The organism is Pseudomonas sp. 18058 (assembly GCF_902706155.1).
GTDB lineage: Bacteria > Pseudomonadota > Gammaproteobacteria > Pseudomonadales > Pseudomonadaceae > Aquipseudomonas > Aquipseudomonas rustica.
Window position 1 is genome coordinate 112,080 of record NZ_CACSJY010000007.1, and the last position, 18,260, is coordinate 130,339.

The following is an 18,260-nucleotide window of genomic DNA, read 5'->3' on the forward strand; positions in this document are numbered from 1 at the left end:
TTGCGCTGGAGCAATTAGTCATGTCGGCTAATAAGAGATAGTCTTTGACAGATATCTTTTCGAAGCGCCCGCCATGACCGACCCGCAATTCTCAGCTGACATCGACGCGATCAGCAGCATAGACGCCGTGCCGGTAATTCTGAGCATGGTCAAACACCTCACTGGCATGCGCTTCGCGGCGGTTGCCCGCGTCACTGAGCGCAACTGGGTGGCCTGCGCTGTCGATGACTCGATCGATTTCGGCCTGAAACCCGGCGGCGAACTGGTGCTGGAATCAACCATCTGTCATGAAATCCGCCAACACCAGCAACCGGTGATCTTCGGCCACGCCAGCACCCACCCGATCTTTTCCACGCACCACACACCGATAACCTATGGCCTGGAAAGCTACATTTCCATTCCAATCGTCAAAGCCAATGGCGATTTTTTCGGCACGCTGTGCGCCATCGACTCAGTCCCGGCCAATCTCGACGAACCGGCCATCGCGAAAACCCTGACCCTGTTCGCTCAACTGATCGCCATGAGCCTCGACACGCAAAGTCATCTGGCGGCCACCAAGGTTGAATTGGCCGATGCCAATGAACTTGGCCGATTGCGCGAGCAGTTCATCGCGGTGCTTGGGCATGATTTGCGCACGCCGTTGAGCGCGATTCGCATGAGTGCCGATCTGCTGGAAACCAAGACCGAGGAAAAACGTTCGCTGAATCTGATTTCGGCGATCCGCAACAGCTCGTTGCGCATGGGCGTGCTGATTGAAAACATCCTCGACTTTGCTCGTGGGCGGCTGGGTGGCGGGATTCCGATCCAGCGCAAACTGGTCGATGACCTGCAACAGACGCTGCAACTGACCCTTGAAGAAGTGCAGGCGTCACACCCGCGAGCGACGTTCACGCATACCCTGAATGTGCCGAGCGGCGTGTATTGCGATGCGCTGCGCATCAGCCAGTTACTGTCCAATCTTCTGGGTAATGCGGCCACTCACGGTTCGGTTCACGCGCCGATTGTCTTGAACGCCTACGCCGAGAACGATGAAATCGTGATCTCGCTGACTAACCAGGGCACTCCGATTTCGGCGCAATTGATGCCGCTGCTGTTCGAACCGTTTTCCCGTTCGGAAGCCGGCCATCGCAAAGAAGGTTTGGGGTTGGGGCTGTATATCGCGGCGCAGATTGCCTCGGCGCACAACGGCACGTTGAGCGTGACCTCAGACGCCGAGTCGGGAACACACTTTGTGGCGCGGTTCCCGGCTCAGTTCAAGTGGGTTTGAGGCGATGGCTGCTTAAGACTGGCCGGCTGTCAGGCCGCCATCGCTGGCAAGCCAGCTTCCCCAGTGTTTTCGGTATGACCGGGATTTTGGATACACCCCAGAAACCCGTGGGAGCGGGCTTGCTCGCGAAGGCGGCGGCAGGCTCAGTATCCACGTTGCAGGTACACCGCTTTCGCGAGCAAGCCCGGCTCCTACAAAAGCACAAGCAACATCAAAAGATCGCAGCCTTCGGCAGCTCCTACACAGGATGAGCGCGAGCTCGGCTGCAGCTTTTGATCTTGCGCTACCCGCCCCGTCGGCAGGCTGAGTGGAGGGATTGATCCGGGGGTGGGAGCGTAGCGACCGTTTGGCGCAGCCAAACACATCGAGAGGAGGTGCAGCGCAGCAAACCGGAGGCGATGCGCCCGGATGAATTCCGTAACGAAGGAACCCCGAGCCCCAGCGAGCGGGCCGAACGCTGGGGCAAAGCCTTTTGGGTTACCTTTTCGGCGTCTGGAAAAGGTGACCCGCCGTAAGGGCGGAACCCTAAGCGGCCGTTGCCGCAGCAATGGATATGTACCCAGTCAGCAGAAATCCAGTCGCACGACCCGACGCCTTCGCGAGCAAGCCCGCTCCCACAGTTGGAACCCAGCACATCAAAAAAGCCGTCTACCGACGCATCGTCAGAATCGCCGCCCCGAAACCGATGAACGTCGTCCCCACCACCCGGCTAACCCACCGCGACAGCGCGGGCCGGGTCAGTACGCCTTTGGCGCGTGACGCCAACGCCGCGTAGACGCTGAGCGATGACACCGAAAGCGCCATGAAGATCGAGGTCAGGATGAAAAACTGCGGCAGCAGCGCCGCGTCCTGATCGATGAACTGCGGGAACAGTGCGGTGAAAAACATCGTCGCTTTCGGGTTGGTCACTGCGGTGAGGAATGCCGATTTGAACAGCTTGCCGCGACTCGGGCGGTTTTTGCTGGTATCGCTGTCACTGCCAACTGCGAGCATTGGGCCCTTTTTCAGCAGTTGCTTGACCCCGAGGTAGAACAGATAGCCGGCGCCAAGGATTTTTACTGCGTTGAAGAGCATTTCGGAACTGGCCAGCAAGGCGCCGAGGCCCAGCATCGCGGCGGCGGACAGGCAGAACAGGCCGCTGGCGTTGCCCAGCGAAGACCAGATCGTGCTGCGCTGACCGTGAGCCAAGCTGTTGTTGATCGCCATCAACGTCGCCGGGCCGGGGCTGGCGATTGCGATGGCGCCGACCAGGGTGAAGGTCAGAATCGAGTGAGAATCCATTTTCAGTGCTCGCGACAGGTGGGTGTCGGCATGTTACAGCAGCCCTGAAAACCGTCATACACAGAACCCCGTGATGAAAGAGTAATTGTGGCAAGTGAGGTCATTGTGGTGAGGGGATTTATCCCCGATGGGGCGCGCAGCGGCCCTTTCTTTTGAATCTAAAGAGGGGCTTCTTCGCAGCCCAACGGGGATAAATCCCCTCGCCACAATGACCTCACATGCCACAGAGGTTTTTCTCATGAGAGATTTCGTAGAGGCAAAAAAAACCCCGCAACCCATAAAGGCGCGGGGCAAAAAATTGGTTGGTTGCGGCCAACCAAAGGAGCTCTTTCAGATACGTGTTCGCACAGTCTTCAGATGCAATCCTGTGCAGCACGTTCAAAACTGGAGGGCAGCAAGTTCGAGGCAAGCAAATGGCGTTCATAGATGAACACCTTGCCACCGGTGCCAGCCTTGTAGGCCTCCAGCACGTTGTCGGCGGAAATCTTGCTCGGCACCACGATCCGGTAGCTGCGCTGGGTTTGCGAAACAGTCGGGCTCAGCGCATCGCCCTGCAACTTCGGCACCACGCAATCGGCGTATTGCGCCGGGGTCTTGCTGGTCTGCAAGGTCAGGCTCGGCGTGTTCGGGGCGGAAGCACAGCCGCCGAGCAACAAGGAAGCAACCGCCAGAACAGGCACAAATAAAGGACGCATCGGGTTCAACCCTGAAAATAAAAGGTTCGGTTTAACCGGCAATGGTTCAGCCTCACGGAGCCGCCATCGCCATTTATGTGTTGGGTTCAGCTCGCGGCGACCAGGGCCTTGAGCGAAGCGTCGAACTGCTTCAACGCATTCAGTTGCAGGTCACGCTGCTTGTCGATCTGCGCAGCAACAGCAGGCGCTGCCAGGTTATGCACCCAGACCGATGGCAAGTTTTTCTCCATCGCGCCTTCGGCCTTGCCGATGTATTGCAGATTGGCGTCGTAGAACTTCGCGGTGAAACGCGCCTCAACCAGGCTGTTACGCTGGGTCAGCAAGCGATTAAACGTGTCGAGCTTGACCACCACGTCCGGATGCGCCTGAATCAAGGCATCGAGATTGTCGTAAACGGTCACCGACAAAAACTGCTGCTGCAACGAACTGATCAACCAGTCGACCGCCAACTCCGGATCGGAACTGGCGACAAACGCTTCACGAATCCGCGAGTCCAGCGCATCTTTTGCGCCGTTCGCCGCCATGTCGTGGTAACGCTCCAGGTATTGCAGGTTTTCCAAAGTGTTTTCGCTGTACAACACGCCGACCGTTTGCGTGTGTTTCAACGCCGCACTGCTGGCCGTAATGGGTTGCAAGTGACACGACCGGGCGTCGTCTGCGTAGGTCGGTGCAGCGGCAACCGCTCCGCCCATCAGCAGGGCGACCAGAGCCAGTCGGGTCAATGTGTTCATCGCGCAAATTCCTTGAGCAGCGTGTTCGATGGAGGCAATTTTCCGCCTAACGCCGCTAAAGCAGAACTTCCGTTTCGTGATGATCACTATTACTTCCAGCGATAGTTGCGCGCCGTGTAGATTGATACACACTCAATTCCAACGAAAATAATCACTGAGGATCTTTCCTTGAGAACGTTTGATCTGATCCGCGACGCCGTACTGCCCGACTTCCGTGATCGGGTGGCCGAATACCTCGTCCAGTACGAAAGCGTCCTGCTCGATAAAGACATCCACGACCCACAGCTCATTCTCGACACCGCCAATCAACTGCGCGGCTACCTGCGTGGGCTGAACACCACGCGGGTGTTAGGCATGGCCTATTGGGAAGAACTGGATCGACGGGTGGTGGACACCTGGCTCGCGCCAGCGCAATGACCGGCTAGACTCCTCGGGCTGTCACAGTCCCTGTGAGTCCTACCGGAGGTGCCCCATGAGCAACACCGAAACCAGCCCATTCAACGGCTGGGCCGCCACCGCTGCCGGCGCACCGCTGGAGCGCTATAGCTACGACCCCGGCGCGTTGGGCGAAGAAGACGTTGAAGTCGCCGTTGAATATTGTGGCGTCTGTCACTCCGACCAGTCGCTGATCGACAACGATTGGGGCATCAGCCGCTATCCGTTTGTGCCGGGCCATGAAGTGGTTGGCAAAATCGTGCGCATGGGCCCACAAGTGCGCGGCCTGAAAATGGGTCAACGCGTGGGGATCGGCTGGTACAAGGGCAGCTGCATGCACTGCTCGTCCTGCATCAGTGGCTCGCAACAACTGTGCGGCACCGCGCAACCGACCATCATCGGCAGCAACGGCGGCTTCGCTGATCGCCTGCGTTCGCACTGGGCGTGGGCGATTCCAGTACCGGAACAGCTTGATCCAGCGCTGGTCGGGCCACTGTTCTGCGCCGGTTCAACGGTGTTCAATCCGCTGCTGCAATTCGGCGTCAAACCGACCGACCGCGTCGGCGTGGTCGGCATCGGCGGCCTCGGCCATCTGGCGCTGCGCTTTCTCAACGCGTGGGGCTGCGAAGTCACCGCGTTCACCTCATCGCTGAACAAACAGGAGGAAGCCAAGCGTCTGGGCGCGCACAACGTCGTCGCCTCCACCGACAGCAGCGCGTTGAAAGCGATTGCCGGCACCCTCGACTTTCTGCTGATCAGCGCCAACGCCGACCTCGACTGGCCAGCCATGCTCGCGACCCTGCGCGGCAACGGCCGGTTGCACTTCGTTGGCATCGTACCCAGCGCGATTCCGGTGCATGTGTTCGATCTGATTCCTCAACAAAAATCGTTGTCGGCCTCACCGGTTGGCTCGCCGGGCACCATGGCGACCATGCTCGAATTCTGCGCGCGGCATCAGATTCTGCCGCAAGTCGAGATGTTTCCCATGAGCAAGGTCAACGAGGCCGTCGACCATCTACGCAGCGGCAAGGCGCGCTATCGCGTGGTGCTCGACGCCAGTCAGTAACCGTTCGGCGCGGCGGCGATTGCCGTGCGCGCCGCCCTCCTGCCAAAACACCCGCAAACGCTTACAATCGCCGGTCTTACCGCCCAATAGACAGGCTCGCTCAGAAATGCCGCTCGACCCTATTACAATGCTGACCATCTCGATTGCGCTTGCAGCCGCCGCGGCGCTGTACCTGGCGATCGAGTGGCGCAGCATTCGCGAGCCTTCCCTGCTGTTCTGGAGCGCCGGTTTCGCCACGATCACCGTCGGTTCCACCCTCGCCTTGCTACGCAGCAGCGGCTTTTTGCTGATCGGCATCTGGTTCGCCAACGGTCTGCTGGTGACCGCACACTTTCTGTTCCTGCTCGGTGTCGCGCGCTTCACCCAGACGCGCCTGTCGAGCGCCTGGTACCTGATTTTCGTCACCTGGCTGGTGATGTTGCTGCTGCCGGACGGGCCGCTGTGGTCGAAAGTCATGCTCGCGGCCAACTCGCTACTGGTGGCGCTGGCGACGCTCAAAGGCAGTTTTCTACTGCGCCCGCACGGTAAATCCCTGAGCGTCGGCGCCGTGCAATTGCGCTACGTTTTACTGGTGCACGGGGCTTTTTATATCGCCAAGGCGCTGACCGTGGTCATCCCCGGCACGCTGATTGATCTGGCAGCGTTTCGTGGCGAGATCATCCAGATTTCACTGGTCGAAGGCGCGATGGCGATCATGCTGATTGCGCTGTCGATGACCGGCACCGAGCGCTATCGCCGCGAAAAAGAGATCGCCCGCCTCGCCGAACGCGATCCGCTGACCGCCCTCTACAACCGCCGCGCCCTCGAAAAACGAGCGCCGCGCTTGCTCGCCGATGTCTCGGCTGAACGTCCCGGCGCCCTGCTGCTGATCGATATCGACAACTTCAAACTGGTTAACGATCAGTACGGTCATATCGCCGGCGACCGCTTGCTGATCGCCTTGAGCGAGATGATTCGTTCGCTGCTGCCGCGTAATGCGCTGACAGCACGATTGGGTGGTGACGAATTCGTCATCCTGCTCAACGGCGCCTCCAGCGAACGTATCGTCGAACTCGGCAACGTGCTGCGCGAGCAGTTTCTCGGCACCACTGCGCAGACATTCCCCACCACCGAACCGGTCACCTTGAGCCTCGGCGCCACCCTGTTCGAGGCGCCGCCGGCCAGTCTGGCGGCGCTGATCGAACAAGGCGACGCCGCGCTCTACGAATCCAAACGCGGTGGCCGCAACCGCATTCGCCTCACCGGGCTCCCACTTTCAGGATGAAAACACCATGACCAGCCTCGACACTGCTTTGCAAGACAGCGCCGCACCAGAAGGCGTTTGCTACGGCTGCGGCGGTAGCAATCCGCACGGTCTGCACATCAAAAGCTACTGGCATGAAGACGGCGTGCACGTCCTCGCCGAGCATGTGCCGGAGGCCAAATACTGCGGCTGGCCGGATCTGGTCTACGGCGGCTTGATCGCGATGCTGGTCGACTGCCACTCCAACTGGACGGCGATGGCCTACCACTATCGCGCCGAAAATCGCGAGCCGGGCAGCCTGCCGCGTATCGATTGCGTCACGGGCAATCTGGGCATCAAATTCATCAAACCGACGCCGATGGGTGTGCCGCTGACGTTGAAGGCCAGGGTTGAAGGCGAAGTCGGGCGCAAGTCGCGGGTGATCTGCGAGGTGTTTGCCGGCGATGTGCTGACAGCGGTGGGTGATTCGGTGTTTGTGCGCGTTGATACGGGATCATTGGCGGATGCTGCGCACGGACGTTAAGGTAATTTGAACTCAAAACTTTCATCAAGGATTGTGAATGTCGCTTATCTCGCAACGCGTCGAAATGGCCCGCAATGGCAGCAACGAAAAAGTCATCTGCCGAATGCCTTCAGGCTGGGCGGTCATGGGCGATGTGCAGTTTCTGCCGGGTTATTGCCTGCTGCTGCCCGACCCGGTGGTGCCGAGTTTGAATGATCTGGACGCGGAGGCCCGGGCGGTTTACCTGCTCGACATGGCGCGCCTTGGGGATGTGGTTTTGGCGGTCACCGGTGCGCTGCGCATGAATTATGAAATTCTGGGTAATTCAGAGCCAGAGCTGCATTGCCATTTGTTTCCCCGTTACGCCACGGAACCAGACGACAAACGCAAAATGCCTGCGTGGTTTTATGACTGGAAGACGGCGGTGCCTTATGCGGAGGATGTGCATGGGGAACAGCGGATGAGGATTGCGCTGATGCTGGAGCCCCTCACCCTAGCCCTCTCCCAGAGGTAGAGGGGACTGATTGGGGGATGCTGGTGAGGTTCGCCGACCTGAAAGTGCTTTGCCGAATCCAGAATCCAATGGGGTCGGCATTCGATGTTTGGGTTGATCACCTATGCCCCTCACCCTAGCCCTCTCCCAGAGGTAGAGGGGACTGATTGGGGGATGCTGGTGAGGTACGCCGACCTGAAAGTACTTTGCCGAATCCAGAATCGACTAGGTCTTCTGAAAGCGCTTCACCGAATCCATAATCGACCCGGTCGTTCAGGTCGATGTATGACGCAAGACACCTCGGTCGGCCCCCTCTCCCTCCGGGAGAGGGCTGGGGTGAGGGTAACAATTCAAGCTACTGAAAATCAGCCCGAGCCGAATGCAATTTCTTATAGCTCTCAATCAAGCGCAAATGCCGATCCAGCCCTTCCAGCTTCATGCTGGTCGGCGTCAAACCGTAAAACCGTACGCTGCCATTCACCGAGCCAATCGCCGCATCCATCCGCTCGTCACCGAACATCCGGCGGAAGTTGGCTTCGTAATCTTCCAGCAGCAGGTCTTCATCCAGTTCCATCTCCAACACCACGTTCACCGCTTGATAGAACAAGCCGCGTTCAACCGTGTTGTCGTTGTATTGCAGGAACGCTTCAACCAGATCCTTCGCCTGTTCAAACTTCTGCAACGCCAGATAAATCAGCAAACGCAGCTCCAGAATAGTCAACTTGCCCCACGGCGTGTTGTCGTCGAATTCGATGCCGATCAGCGTGGTGATTTCGGTGTAATCGTCCTGCTCGCTGTTTTCCAGGCCTTGGGCGAGGTTGCGCAGGCCGACTTTGCTCAGGCTGTGCAGGTTGAGGATGTCGGCGCGGAATTGCAGGGCTTTGTTGGTGTTGTCCCAGATCAGGTCTTCGATCGGGTAGATCTCCGAGTAGTCCGGCACAAGGATGCGGCACGCCTTGGCGCCGATGTGCTCGTAGACCGCCATGTAGACTTCTTTGCCCATGTCTTCGAGGATGCCGAACAGCGTCGCGGCCTCTTCGGCGTTGGAATTTTCGCCTTGTCCGGAGAAGTCCCACTCGACGAATTCGAAATCCGGCTTGGCACTGAAGAAGCGCCACGACACCACACCGCTGGAGTCGATAAAGTGCTCGACAAAGTTGTTCGGCTCGGTCACCGCTTGCCCGGAGAAGGTCGGCTGCGGCAAGTCGTTCAAACCTTCAAAACTGCGACCCTGGAGCAATTCAGTCAGGCTGCGTTCCAGCGCTACTTCCAGGCTCGGGTGCGCGCCGAACGAGGCGAACACGCCGCCGGTGCGCGGGTTCATCAGGGTCACGCACATCACCGGGAATTCACCGCCCAGCGACGCGTCCTTGACCAGCACCGGGAAGCCCTGCTCTTCCAGGCCTTTGATGCCGGCGAGGATGCTCGGGTATTTCTCCAGCACTTCCTGTGGCACATCCGGCAAGGCCATTTCGCCTTCGAGGATTTCGCGTTTCACCGCGCGCTCGAAGATTTCCGACAGGCACTGCACCTGCGCTTCGGCCAGCGTGTTGCCCGCGCTCATGCCGTTGCTGAGGTAGAGGTTTTCGATCAGGTTCGACGGGAAGTACACCACTTCGTCATCCGACTGGCGCACAAATGGCAGCGAGCAGATGCCGCGCTGGGTGTTGCCGGAGTTGGTGTCGTACAGGTGCGAACCGCGCAACTCGCCGTCGCGGTTGTAAATGCCGAGGGTGTACTCGTCGAGGATTTCAGTCGGTAGTTCGTCTTTCGCGCCGGGCTTGAACCACTGTTCATCCGGGAAGTGCACGAACTCGGCGTTGGCGATTTCTTCGCCCCAGAACTGGTCGTTGTAGAAGAAGTTACAGTTCAGTCGCTCGATGAACTCGCCCAATGCCGACGCCAGAGCGCCTTCTTTGGTCGCGCCCTTGCCGTTGGTGAAGCACATCGGCGAATGCGCGTCGCGGATGTGCAGCGACCAGACGTTCGGCACGATATTGCGCCACGAAGCGATTTCGATCTTCATGCCGAGGTCGGCGAGAATGCCGGACATGTTGGCGATGGTCTGCTCCAGCGGCAGATCCTTGCCAGCGATGTAGGTGCCTGCCTCGGACGTGGAAACCGGCATCAACAAGGCTTGCGCATCGGCATCGAGGTTGTCGACTTCTTCGATGATGAACTCGGGGCCGGTCTGCACGACCTTCTTCACCGTGCAGCGATCAATCGAACGCAAAATGCCCAAGCGATCCTTGTCGGAGATGTCCGCCGGCAGTTCGACCTGGATCTTGAAAATCTGGTTGTAGCGGTTTTCCGGGTCGACGATGTTGTTCTGCGACAGGCGAATATTTTCCGTGGGGATGTTACGGGTGTCGCAGTACAACTTCACAAAGTAAGCCGCACACAACGCCGACGAAGCCAGAAAGTAGTCGAACGGCCCCGGTGCCGAGCCATCGCCTTTGTAGCGAATCGGCTGATCGGCGATCACCGTGAAGTCGTCGAACTTGGCTTCAAGTCGAAGGTTGTCGAGAAAATTGACCTTGATTTCCATGCGGGATTACCAGAATACGGCTAAACGAATGGCCGCCATTATCCGGTTTTTGCGCGGGAAGTCTTGCGGTTTCGGGAACGGCCGCTGACCGGTTCCAGAGACCGCAACCCCGGCGGCTACCCCGCTTTCGCCACCGTGTCGAGCATCTGGGTGAAGAAGCGCACAGCGTTTTTGCCGGATTTTTTCGCCTCATACATGGCTTTGTCGGCCTGATCCACCAGCTCAATCGGCGTGTGGCCTTGATCCGGGTAGAGGCTCACGCCAATGCTCGGGGTGACGGACACTTGATGACCTTTCGCCAGAATCGGCTCGCCCACGGCGGCGAGCAGTTTGCGTGCAATCGGCTCGCCCACGGCGGCGAGCAGTTTGCGTGCAATCGGCTCGATCTGTGTGGCCTCGTGAATATCTTCAAGGATGAAAGCGAACTCGTCACCACCCAGTCGAGCGACGGTATCAACGTCCCGCAATACGCTTTTCAAGCGCTTGGCCACAGTGATCAGTGTGTCATCGCCAACGCCATGCCACAGGGTGTCGTTGATTTCCTTGAAGTGATCCAGATCGAGAAACATCACCGCGACTTTCAAACCGGAGCGATGAGCGCGAGCGAGGGCCTGGGTCAGACGTTCGCGAAATAACAGGCGATTGGGCAGCCCGGTCAATACATCGTGGGTTGCCAGGTAGCCCTGAAACTCCTGATCGGCGTGCTGTTGGGTGATGTCGCTGCAAACCGCCACGTAGTTGAGATCGGTTTTGTTCAGGCCCGCAATCGCGGTAATCGACAGTGATTCAAGATAGAAATCACCATTCTTCTTGCGGTTCCACACTTGCCCTTTCCAATGCCCTTCATTAATCAGGCATTGCCACATCTCTTTGTAAAACTCCGGGGACTGCCGGCCGGAACTCAACATGTTCGGGTTGCAACCCAGCACTTCCTCTTCCGTATAACCGGTCATGCCATAAAAGGCCGGGTTAACTTTGGTGATATGCCCGTGGCGATCAGTAATGATCACGCTGTCCAGCGTGACGTTGAACACCTGATTGACCAACCACAGATGTTCACGGGATCGACGCACGGCATTGTCGCGCTGGTGCCGCCAACGCAGCGCCAGGCCGGCGACCCCGACGGTTCCCAGACAGAACAACAAGACGGCGACGCTGACAAACCGTGCAAATACCTGTTGGCTCAGAGCAGAAAACCGGGCGGCCTGTTCAATGTTGGTGTCGATGTCCCGGGCAATCAACTGATCGATATGCTCCAGATAGGGAATGCGCGCCTGGTACCACTGCGCTGAGTAATCATTGCTCCCCAATCGTTTCAGGCTGGCGCGTACGATAGCGCGGGCCTTGGGTAACTCGGCTCTGATTTGGTCGGCAAGCAACGCCTCTTTCATACTGCTGATACCGTTGGGATCGTACAGCGCCCATTCCTTGCTGATGACCGCCAATTGCGCATTGATCGCTTGGGTGTATTCCGCTGTTTGCGCAGGATCGCGCAAAGCGAACGAACGCCAGTGCAATCTACGGATATCAAAAAGTGCAGAGCGGATGGTCGACAGGTGGCCAATGGTTGCAACATTGCCGTTAAACATCGTACTGACATAACCGTCGACTTTCTTCACCGCAAACACGCCACCCACAGCCAGCAGTATGGCCAGGGTGACGCCCGCCGACAGGACAACCAGAAAGCGCGGACTGGAATCAATAGCCAGAAAATTTCGCATTATTATTATTCGCCACCAATAAACTACAGGACGCGTGAAGACCAATCATTATTGACCACTAACTTCAATGCCCGAACCCCTGGATGACATAACACCCTGGACACGAGGTTATGATCAAGCCAGGCGTTAAGCTCATAGATCCTGACAGGCGACGCTCCCGGATAACTTCTCAGCAGCATGACGATTTCATTCTTTGCATGAAAGTTTGCATGCAGAAATCGACTGTCGACGTATTGATTGATAAACCAGTTAACATCGCAGGTTTCGACCCGCGATATATAAATGGTGCGCAAGCTTTCCGGATAGTGAGCTTTGAATTCGGGACTCATGTTAACTCCTGCCGCAGTGTTAGTTAAATCGTCGTCCTTAAGCATTTCTGCCGATTGTCTGAAACCTGCAACGGGCCAACCGCTGCCTACTTAGAATTCGAAACGAGTAACCAGTTTGTTCAGGTTGGTCGCCAACACCGACAACTCATTACTGGCGGTAAATATCTGACCCGCCGCTGCCGTACTTTGCATCGACAGGTTATTGATGCTGACCAGGTTTTGATCGACCGACTTCGCCACTTGCGCTTGCTCTTCGGAAGCCGTGGCAATCAAGCAGTTTCGTTCATTGATGTCGAACACCGCTTTGGTAATTTCGGTAATCGCCACCCCGGCCTCGCGGGCGATGCTCAGCGTGGCGATGGCCTCAAGATCGGTCTGTTTCATCGAAGACACTGCGCTTTCCGAACCGGCCTGAACGCCTTCGATCATCTTCTCGATTTCCTGGGTGGATACTTGAGTGCGATGCGCCAGTGCACGAACTTCGTCAGCCACCACGGCAAAGCCGCGACCCTGCTCGCCCGCCCTCGCCGCTTCAATGGCCGCGTTCAGTGCCAACAAGTTGGTCTGCTCGGCGATGGCTCGAATCACGTCGAGTACTTTGGCGATACTTTGCGTCTGCAACGCCAGTTGTTCGATCTGCGTGCCCGTACTTTGTACGGCACCGCTGAGGTTTTCGATGGACGCAATGGTTTCAGTGACGCGCTCCATGCCCGTGCGTGCCGAGCGTTCCGATTGTTGCGTCGAGACGGACGCCGCCACCGCATTGCGCGCCACTTCCTCCACTGCTGCGGTCATCTGGTTGACGGCCGTTGCCGCCAACTCGGTTTCACTGCTCTGCTGTTGAACGCTGGCATTGGACTCATAGGTGATGGCGCTCAACTCTTCCGAAGAGGCCGCCAGCATGGAGGACGACTCGGAGATATGCAGGATGGTCTGTTTCAGGTTGGTGAGCATTTCTGCGGTCGAGGTCTGCAACTCGGTGATTTCGTCCCTGCCGGACACCTCCACTTCGCCCACCAGATTGCCGGCGGCAATTTTTTTCGTCGACGCCAACAGCGCGCGGACTGGCAAAATAATGCTCCGGGTGAAGAGCATGGTGATAACGGCGGTGGCCAGCACCGCCAGCAACACGATGATGATGGTCGCGGTGGTGCTGTGTTGGGCTTCGACCTGAGCCATCGCGCCGGAGGTTTCCGAGCGATCACTCATCAGGCTTTGCAGACTTTCTGCCGCGGCCATCACATGATCTGCTGCAGGCGCAGTATTGGACCGGATAAACGCGACGGTATCGTCTTCGGAGCCTTTGCGGCCAATCAATAGAAGTTGATCAACCTGTTTCAAATATTCCTCAACATTGGCATGTAGAATATCGTAACGCGCCTGCTCTTCGGGCCCATAAATCAACGGAACATAAGCCTGAGTTTCGACGTTCAATGAGTTGCGCAACTCTGTCAGTGTTGCACCGGCCTTATCGATTTCAGCGGCGCCCCGTGAACTGCTGATGGCAAAAAACAAATTGGCCAGGCGCAACTTATAGGTCGCGGCTTCAATCTTGGCAGCTTGACGCACGCTGGGCAGGCAATTGTCACGCAAGTCACCCACGGCCCATTGCACATTATTCATGCGCCACAATGATTGCCCACCCAATATCAGCAGCAACAGACAAGTAAGGCCGAAGCTCAATAATGTCCGAGGGACTAATTTAATGCTTCTGATAGACATCTACATCACCGTGTTCGATAGTTTATGTAACTTACTTGTCCCACGACACTAAACCGAAGAAACCGGCCCACGCCTGCGCATTCAAGCCAGGCAACGATGGGCGTCCACTTACTAAGCGTGCTCATGAGAAAATATGGAAACGTCCGCCGAAAATCCCGGCTAACCGTTATTTCAGGCACAGTACGTTTGAACAAACAGCCGGGCTATCAGGCAATCCTGAAAAATGAAGGGTGTTGAGACGAAAAAACCTGGATTAGAACAATCCAGGTGATGGACTTATTGGAACAAATTGGCCTCAAGACAATAGGTTATGAGGTCTTGATCACTGGCCACTTCAAGTTTGCGCATCGCTGCCACTTTCTGGCTACTGATGGTCTTCGCGCTGCGGTTCTGGTTAATCGCGATATCCCGCAAGCTCATGCCGGAAACGAACAGCCGAAGGATTTCCAGTTCACGCAAGGACAGCAAGGCAAGCCGCTCGTCAATCTGGCGATTGTTTTCGACCACGGTGATCTTGTTGAACCCGGGGGATTTGTAGCGACGCTTTTGGCTAAGTGCATCCAGCGCCCGTTGCACCTCCGCATGCAACTGGCTCTTTTGCACCACCCCGGCCACGCCGAGTTCGTAAAGCCTGGAAAGAATCAAGTTGTTCGAGACCATGGTCAGCACCAGGATCTGCATCGACGGATAGCTGCGCACCAAATACTTGATGAGTTTCAGCCCGTCTCCGTAAATCGAGTTTTCCGGCATGTTGTAGTCGGTCACCAATATGTCCGGCCTGACAGTCTCTAACAGTCCAGCCAGTCCGCTAGAGCTGGTCGCCTCCCCTATCACTTGAAAACGGCCATCACGCTCAATGAGCTCGCGAACGCCCAACAGGACAATCGGGTGGTCATCAGCGATGACGACGGTGATTTTTTGCATGCTCATTGCGCACTCACATTAATTCGAATCGATTTGCAGCCATCATAAAGAACCCACTAAATCTTCCAGTGCAGACAGCGCTTGTTCGACTTCGCCGATCAACTCGGCATCGAGCCGCTGGTCACGTACTTTGTATTCCAGTTGCGCAAACGACGCCGACAACTGATCAGCGCGCACCACTGCCAGGGCGCCGCTGACCGAGTGCAACACTTGCGCAAGTTCCTCAACCTGCGCCATGCCGAGCGCGGATCGGGCACTTGCCATGTCCGTCTGCATGGTGCTGTGAAACAACGCGCGCATCGCCTCGGACAGGACAATCGGCACGGCGCTTACAAGCTGGGCCGGAGGTTGCGCTATACCCGCAACATCCTCGGACTTCAAACTCGCCAGCACCCTGAGCAAATCCGCGAGGCTCAAGGGTTTCACCAGCCAGGCGTTCATGCCGGCGGCAAGGCAGCGCTCTCCTTCGTCGCGCATGGCGTTGGCAGTGATGCCGAAAATCGGCAAATCGCTGTCGGTCTCACGGATCGATCGGGCCAGTTCATAACCGCTCAGCACAGGCATATTCACGTCGGTCAACACTGCATCAAAGCGCTCTTGCTCCCAAAGTTTCAGCGCCTGCAAGCCATTGCCCGCCAACAGGACATTACAACCCAGCGCCTCCAGTTGCTCTTTGAGAATAGCCTGATTAATCAAGTTATCCTCTGCCACCAGCACGTTCAGATTCAGCGACGGCAAGGCGCTGTTCAGGGGCGCCGCAGCCGTCACACTCTGTTGGTTTTTCTCCATCATCAGCGCATTGGCAATGGCTTTAACGAAGTGAGCGCTGACGCGTAAACCGTTGTCCGTGCGCTCCGCCACCCTGGAACCATCACTCAGGCAAGTAATCGTTCTGCCCGACCACTGGAAGGGTAGTTCTGCGCTGCCAAACACATCAATCAGCACGGCGCCTGAATGGACGTCCGCTGACTTGTTCATGAACGCCGTTGCACGACAGCCCCAACGGGTCAACCATCCGCAGATATTGTCGGCCACTTCCCGTGCCGGAGCGCGGACGTAAACATCGATGCCTGCGAGGTCAATGTCCGGACTCAGGGCACAGGCTTCAGCGGGCTTGGCGAGCGTTAACCGCAGGGTGAAACTGCTGCCCAGACCCGGCTCACTGATGACCGTAATCTCGCCGCCCATCAGTACCGCGAAACGGCTGCAGATCGATAAACCAAGCCCGGTGCCACTGATCAGATTACTGGTGCGCGCCTGGTAGAACGGTTCAAACAAGTGCCGTTGTTGCTCGGCAGTGATGCCGATGCCGGTATCCGCCACCTGAAATTCGAGGGTGACTTGATGTTCCTCATCTTTCAGCACGCGACAGCGCAGAACCACTCTGCCGATGTTGGTGAACTTGATCGCATTACTCAAAAAGTTATTGATGATCTGCGCTGTCCTGACCTCGTCGCCTACCAGCACATTCGGGATGCCAGGATCAATGCAGGCGTAAATCTGCAAGCCCTTGGCCCTGGCATTGGCAACGTGCGCAGAGATGACGTTTTCGGCGAGATCCAGTGGATTGAAGATCATCGAGTCGAGCTTCATTTCGCCTGACTCGATTTTCGAAACGTCCAATACATCACTGATTATTTGCAGAACCGTCGATGACGAAATACGGATAGTTTGCAGGTACTCAAGCTGCCTCTTTTCAAGAGGCGTTAAACCGAGAAGTTCCAGGGTGCCCAGAACGCCGTAGAGCGGTGTGCGAATCTCGTGGCTCATGGTCGCGAGAAAGATGGTTTTCGCTTCGTTGGCTTTTTCTGCCTGCCGTTTGGCATCACGCAACGCCGCGGCGAACTCCTGGTTTTGCGTGACATCGGAAAAGGCGCACAACAGCACATCCTGTTCCTGATACCTGGCCGTCGAGGCGTTGATCAGGTAATAGCGGCCCTGCATCACCATGCACGCTTCACCTTCAAGCGTTGTCGCAGGGTGGCGCAGCATCTCGACCAGGGCGTGAGAAACCGGCCGATTATTCTGTGCCTGCTGATTCTCGATAACGAGTGCACCATCATTCAGGCGAATGGCAATTAACGCCGCAGGGCCATTCTCGATGACCGACTGATTGAACGCCTCACTTTCGACGAGTTGCACTTGGGCGCTATTGGCTGGCAGCACGATGCGGTTGTAGAAAGTCCGGTACAGCCATCTGAAAGCGAAAAACAATAGCAGCGATATCACCAACAATCGCAGCAAGGGAAACAGTGCCCAACGGAGCAGGCTTGCGTAATCAATGAAGTACTGCGCGGCCCAACGCTGACCGCTGATTGATTGATCAATCACCGAGATCGACAAGCCATTGTCACTGAAGAACAGGCCTTCTTCCTGCACCGGCGCATCCAGTAGCCCGGTCAATACGGCGCCCTTCGGTGAGATCAACGCGAAGTGACCATGAAACGGCAAATCCGTGTTTCGGCCGACGCCACTTAGCCGTTTAGTGTCCAGCAAAGTGGCCACCACCATATGTTCCATACCACTTTGCGTGCGAATCGGGCCGCTCGGTAAATCACCCACGACGTAGGCCAATACTTTGCCACTCCAGCCCACGTCCTGTGCATTCCCCGGCACGTGGCTCCAGTGAACTTTCGGTGTTGTCGAAGAGATCGGTGTTGCCGCCACCTGTTGATTGATCTGTTGCACCAGATCCTTGTAATTCTGCAATGAAAGAAACGTCTGGCTGCGGAACTTGCCAATGGCCGGCACGGCGATACTGCCGGAAGTTTCCGGACTGAATGCGAAGACCTGTGGCGAGAGGAAATTGGATTGGGCCCAAAAGCGGCTGTAGTAATTGGTCAGATGCCAGCCTAGAGAAGACAACACCGCCAGGCTTCCCTCGCGCAGACCTGTTGGCTGGGCCACGGTAAATGGCAGAGAAAAGCTGCTTTCGCTGACTTCAAATATTTGATGATCGACGTCGCTGTATTGCGCAGTGGGTTTCAGGGTGCCTGGAGCCGTCAGCGTCTGTTCGGTGGTGGTCGCCATTTTATCGGCGATTGCTTGCAGAAACGTTTCCTGCTCGCGAACGTTCTCGATGATTCGCGTGAAGTGTGCCCTCGCCTTTTCTTCCTCGCCGCCGAGCAAAAGCATGATCGCCCTGAAGTTGGTCAGGACCAACACCGCCACTACGCCCAACGACAGCAGAAGCCCGCCGCTGAGTCGCGTGGAGCTTTTAGCCAGTTTTCCAAACAGGGTGTCCGCTCTCATCAATCGCCTCGAAAAGGATGTAACGCGCCAGGCGCCCTTCAATAGTAGTCA

The 18,260-nt window shown here is 57.1% G+C and carries 15 protein-coding genes; 6 read left to right on the forward strand and 9 right to left on the reverse strand.

Annotation, left to right across the window (positions count from 1 at the left end):
• The first annotated feature begins 73 nt into the window (after nt 1–73).
• Nucleotides 74–1,267, forward strand: coding sequence for a GAF domain-containing sensor histidine kinase (locus GVL50_RS05970; protein ID WP_159812106.1), 1,194 nt, complete (start codon nt 74–76; stop codon nt 1,265–1,267).
• A gap of 648 nt (nt 1,268–1,915) precedes the next feature.
• On the opposite strand, the gene GVL50_RS05975 is transcribed toward GVL50_RS05970, so the two are convergent.
• The 3 genes from GVL50_RS05975 to GVL50_RS05985 form a co-directional block, all read right to left on the reverse strand.
• A complete protein-coding gene (locus tag GVL50_RS05975) occupies nt 1,916–2,548 on the reverse strand; it encodes a LysE family translocator (RefSeq protein ID WP_159812107.1) in 633 nt (210 codons plus the stop codon).
• A 353-nt stretch (nt 2,549–2,901) separates the two neighbouring features.
• Complete coding sequence (locus tag GVL50_RS05980) at nt 2,902–3,243, reverse strand: hypothetical protein (protein WP_159812108.1); 342 nt, start codon at nt 3,241–3,243, stop codon at nt 2,902–2,904.
• A gap of 86 nt (nt 3,244–3,329) precedes the next feature.
• Entirely contained in the window at nt 3,330–3,974 is a 645-nt protein-coding gene (locus tag GVL50_RS05985; RefSeq protein ID WP_159812109.1) for an ATPase, read from the reverse strand.
• Between the two features lie 168 nt (nt 3,975–4,142).
• Between GVL50_RS05985 and GVL50_RS05990 the strand changes: the two genes are divergently transcribed.
• The 5 genes from GVL50_RS05990 (at nt 4,143) to GVL50_RS06010 (ending at nt 7,734) form a co-directional block, all read left to right on the forward strand.
• A complete protein-coding gene (locus GVL50_RS05990) occupies nt 4,143–4,391 on the forward strand; it encodes a hypothetical protein (RefSeq protein WP_159812110.1) in 249 nt (82 codons plus the stop codon).
• Between the two features lie 55 nt (nt 4,392–4,446).
• Nucleotides 4,447–5,475 (forward strand): NAD(P)-dependent alcohol dehydrogenase, encoded by a 1,029-nt coding sequence (locus GVL50_RS05995; protein ID WP_159812111.1) that lies wholly within the window; start codon nt 4,447–4,449, stop codon nt 5,473–5,475.
• Nucleotides 5,476–5,581: 106 nt separating this feature from the next.
• Complete coding sequence (locus GVL50_RS06000; protein WP_159812112.1) at nt 5,582–6,739, forward strand: GGDEF domain-containing protein; 1,158 nt, start codon at nt 5,582–5,584, stop codon at nt 6,737–6,739.
• A gap of 7 nt (nt 6,740–6,746) precedes the next feature.
• Entirely contained in the window at nt 6,747–7,241 is a 495-nt protein-coding gene (locus GVL50_RS06005; RefSeq protein ID WP_159812113.1) for a PaaI family thioesterase, read from the forward strand.
• Nucleotides 7,242–7,278: 37 nt separating this feature from the next.
• Nucleotides 7,279–7,734: an HIT family protein gene (locus GVL50_RS06010; protein ID WP_159812114.1), complete on the forward strand. Its 456-nt coding sequence runs from the start codon at nt 7,279–7,281 to the stop codon at nt 7,732–7,734.
• Nucleotides 7,735–8,068: 334 nt separating this feature from the next.
• Here the strand turns inward: GVL50_RS06010 and GVL50_RS06015 are convergent, their stop codons facing one another.
• The 6 genes from GVL50_RS06015 to GVL50_RS06040 all read right to left on the reverse strand — a co-directional run bounded on the left by GVL50_RS06015 (nt 8,069) and on the right by GVL50_RS06040 (nt 18,209).
• Nucleotides 8,069–10,261: an OsmC domain/YcaO domain-containing protein gene (locus GVL50_RS06015; RefSeq protein ID WP_159812115.1), complete on the reverse strand. Its 2,193-nt coding sequence runs from the start codon at nt 10,259–10,261 to the stop codon at nt 8,069–8,071.
• Nucleotides 10,262–10,377: 116 nt separating this feature from the next.
• Nucleotides 10,378–11,982 carry a diguanylate cyclase domain-containing protein gene (locus GVL50_RS06020; RefSeq protein WP_159812116.1) on the reverse strand — a complete coding sequence of 535 codons (1,605 nt, stop codon included), beginning with the start codon at nt 11,980–11,982 and terminating at the stop codon, nt 10,378–10,380.
• A gap of 23 nt (nt 11,983–12,005) precedes the next feature.
• Nucleotides 12,006–12,311: a hypothetical protein gene (locus GVL50_RS06025; protein WP_159812117.1), complete on the reverse strand. Its 306-nt coding sequence runs from the start codon at nt 12,309–12,311 to the stop codon at nt 12,006–12,008.
• A 90-nt stretch (nt 12,312–12,401) separates the two neighbouring features.
• The gene (locus tag GVL50_RS06030) at nt 12,402–14,033 is read right to left on the reverse strand and encodes a methyl-accepting chemotaxis protein (RefSeq protein WP_159812118.1); all 1,632 of its coding nucleotides are present in this window, start codon (nt 14,031–14,033) and stop codon (nt 12,402–12,404) included.
• A 276-nt stretch (nt 14,034–14,309) separates the two neighbouring features.
• The gene (locus tag GVL50_RS06035; RefSeq protein WP_159812139.1) at nt 14,310–14,957 is read right to left on the reverse strand and encodes a response regulator; all 648 of its coding nucleotides are present in this window, start codon (nt 14,955–14,957) and stop codon (nt 14,310–14,312) included.
• A gap of 42 nt (nt 14,958–14,999) precedes the next feature.
• On the reverse strand, nt 15,000–18,209 hold the full coding sequence (locus tag GVL50_RS06040; RefSeq protein WP_159812119.1) for a hybrid sensor histidine kinase/response regulator: 3,210 nt from the start codon (nt 18,207–18,209) through the stop codon (nt 15,000–15,002).
• Between the last annotated feature and the right edge of the window lie 51 nt (nt 18,210–18,260).

Coding starts and splice junctions, on each gene's coding strand:
- GVL50_RS06005 (WP_159812113.1), top strand. CDS start 6,747: ATGACCAGCCTCGACACTGCTTTGCAAGACAGCGCCGCACCAGAAGGC.
- GVL50_RS06015 (WP_159812115.1), bottom strand. CDS start 10,261: ATGGAAATCAAGGTCAATTTTCTCGACAACCTTCGACTTGAAGCCAAG.
- GVL50_RS06040 (WP_159812119.1), bottom strand. CDS start 18,209: ATGAGAGCGGACACCCTGTTTGGAAAACTGGCTAAAAGCTCCACGCGA.
- GVL50_RS06025 (WP_159812117.1), bottom strand. CDS start 12,311: ATGAGTCCCGAATTCAAAGCTCACTATCCGGAAAGCTTGCGCACCATT.
- GVL50_RS06030 (WP_159812118.1), bottom strand. CDS start 14,033: ATGTCTATCAGAAGCATTAAATTAGTCCCTCGGACATTATTGAGCTTC.
- GVL50_RS05995 (WP_159812111.1), top strand. CDS start 4,447: ATGAGCAACACCGAAACCAGCCCATTCAACGGCTGGGCCGCCACCGCT.
- GVL50_RS05975 (WP_159812107.1), bottom strand. CDS start 2,548: ATGGATTCTCACTCGATTCTGACCTTCACCCTGGTCGGCGCCATCGCA.
- GVL50_RS06000 (WP_159812112.1), top strand. CDS start 5,582: ATGCCGCTCGACCCTATTACAATGCTGACCATCTCGATTGCGCTTGCA.
- GVL50_RS06020 (WP_159812116.1), bottom strand. CDS start 11,982: ATGCGAAATTTTCTGGCTATTGATTCCAGTCCGCGCTTTCTGGTTGTC.
- GVL50_RS05970 (WP_159812106.1), top strand. CDS start 74: ATGACCGACCCGCAATTCTCAGCTGACATCGACGCGATCAGCAGCATA.
- GVL50_RS06010 (WP_159812114.1), top strand. CDS start 7,279: ATGTCGCTTATCTCGCAACGCGTCGAAATGGCCCGCAATGGCAGCAAC.
- GVL50_RS06035 (WP_159812139.1), bottom strand. CDS start 14,957: ATGCAAAAAATCACCGTCGTCATCGCTGATGACCACCCGATTGTCCTG.
- GVL50_RS05985 (WP_159812109.1), bottom strand. CDS start 3,974: ATGAACACATTGACCCGACTGGCTCTGGTCGCCCTGCTGATGGGCGGA.
- GVL50_RS05980 (WP_159812108.1), bottom strand. CDS start 3,243: ATGCGTCCTTTATTTGTGCCTGTTCTGGCGGTTGCTTCCTTGTTGCTC.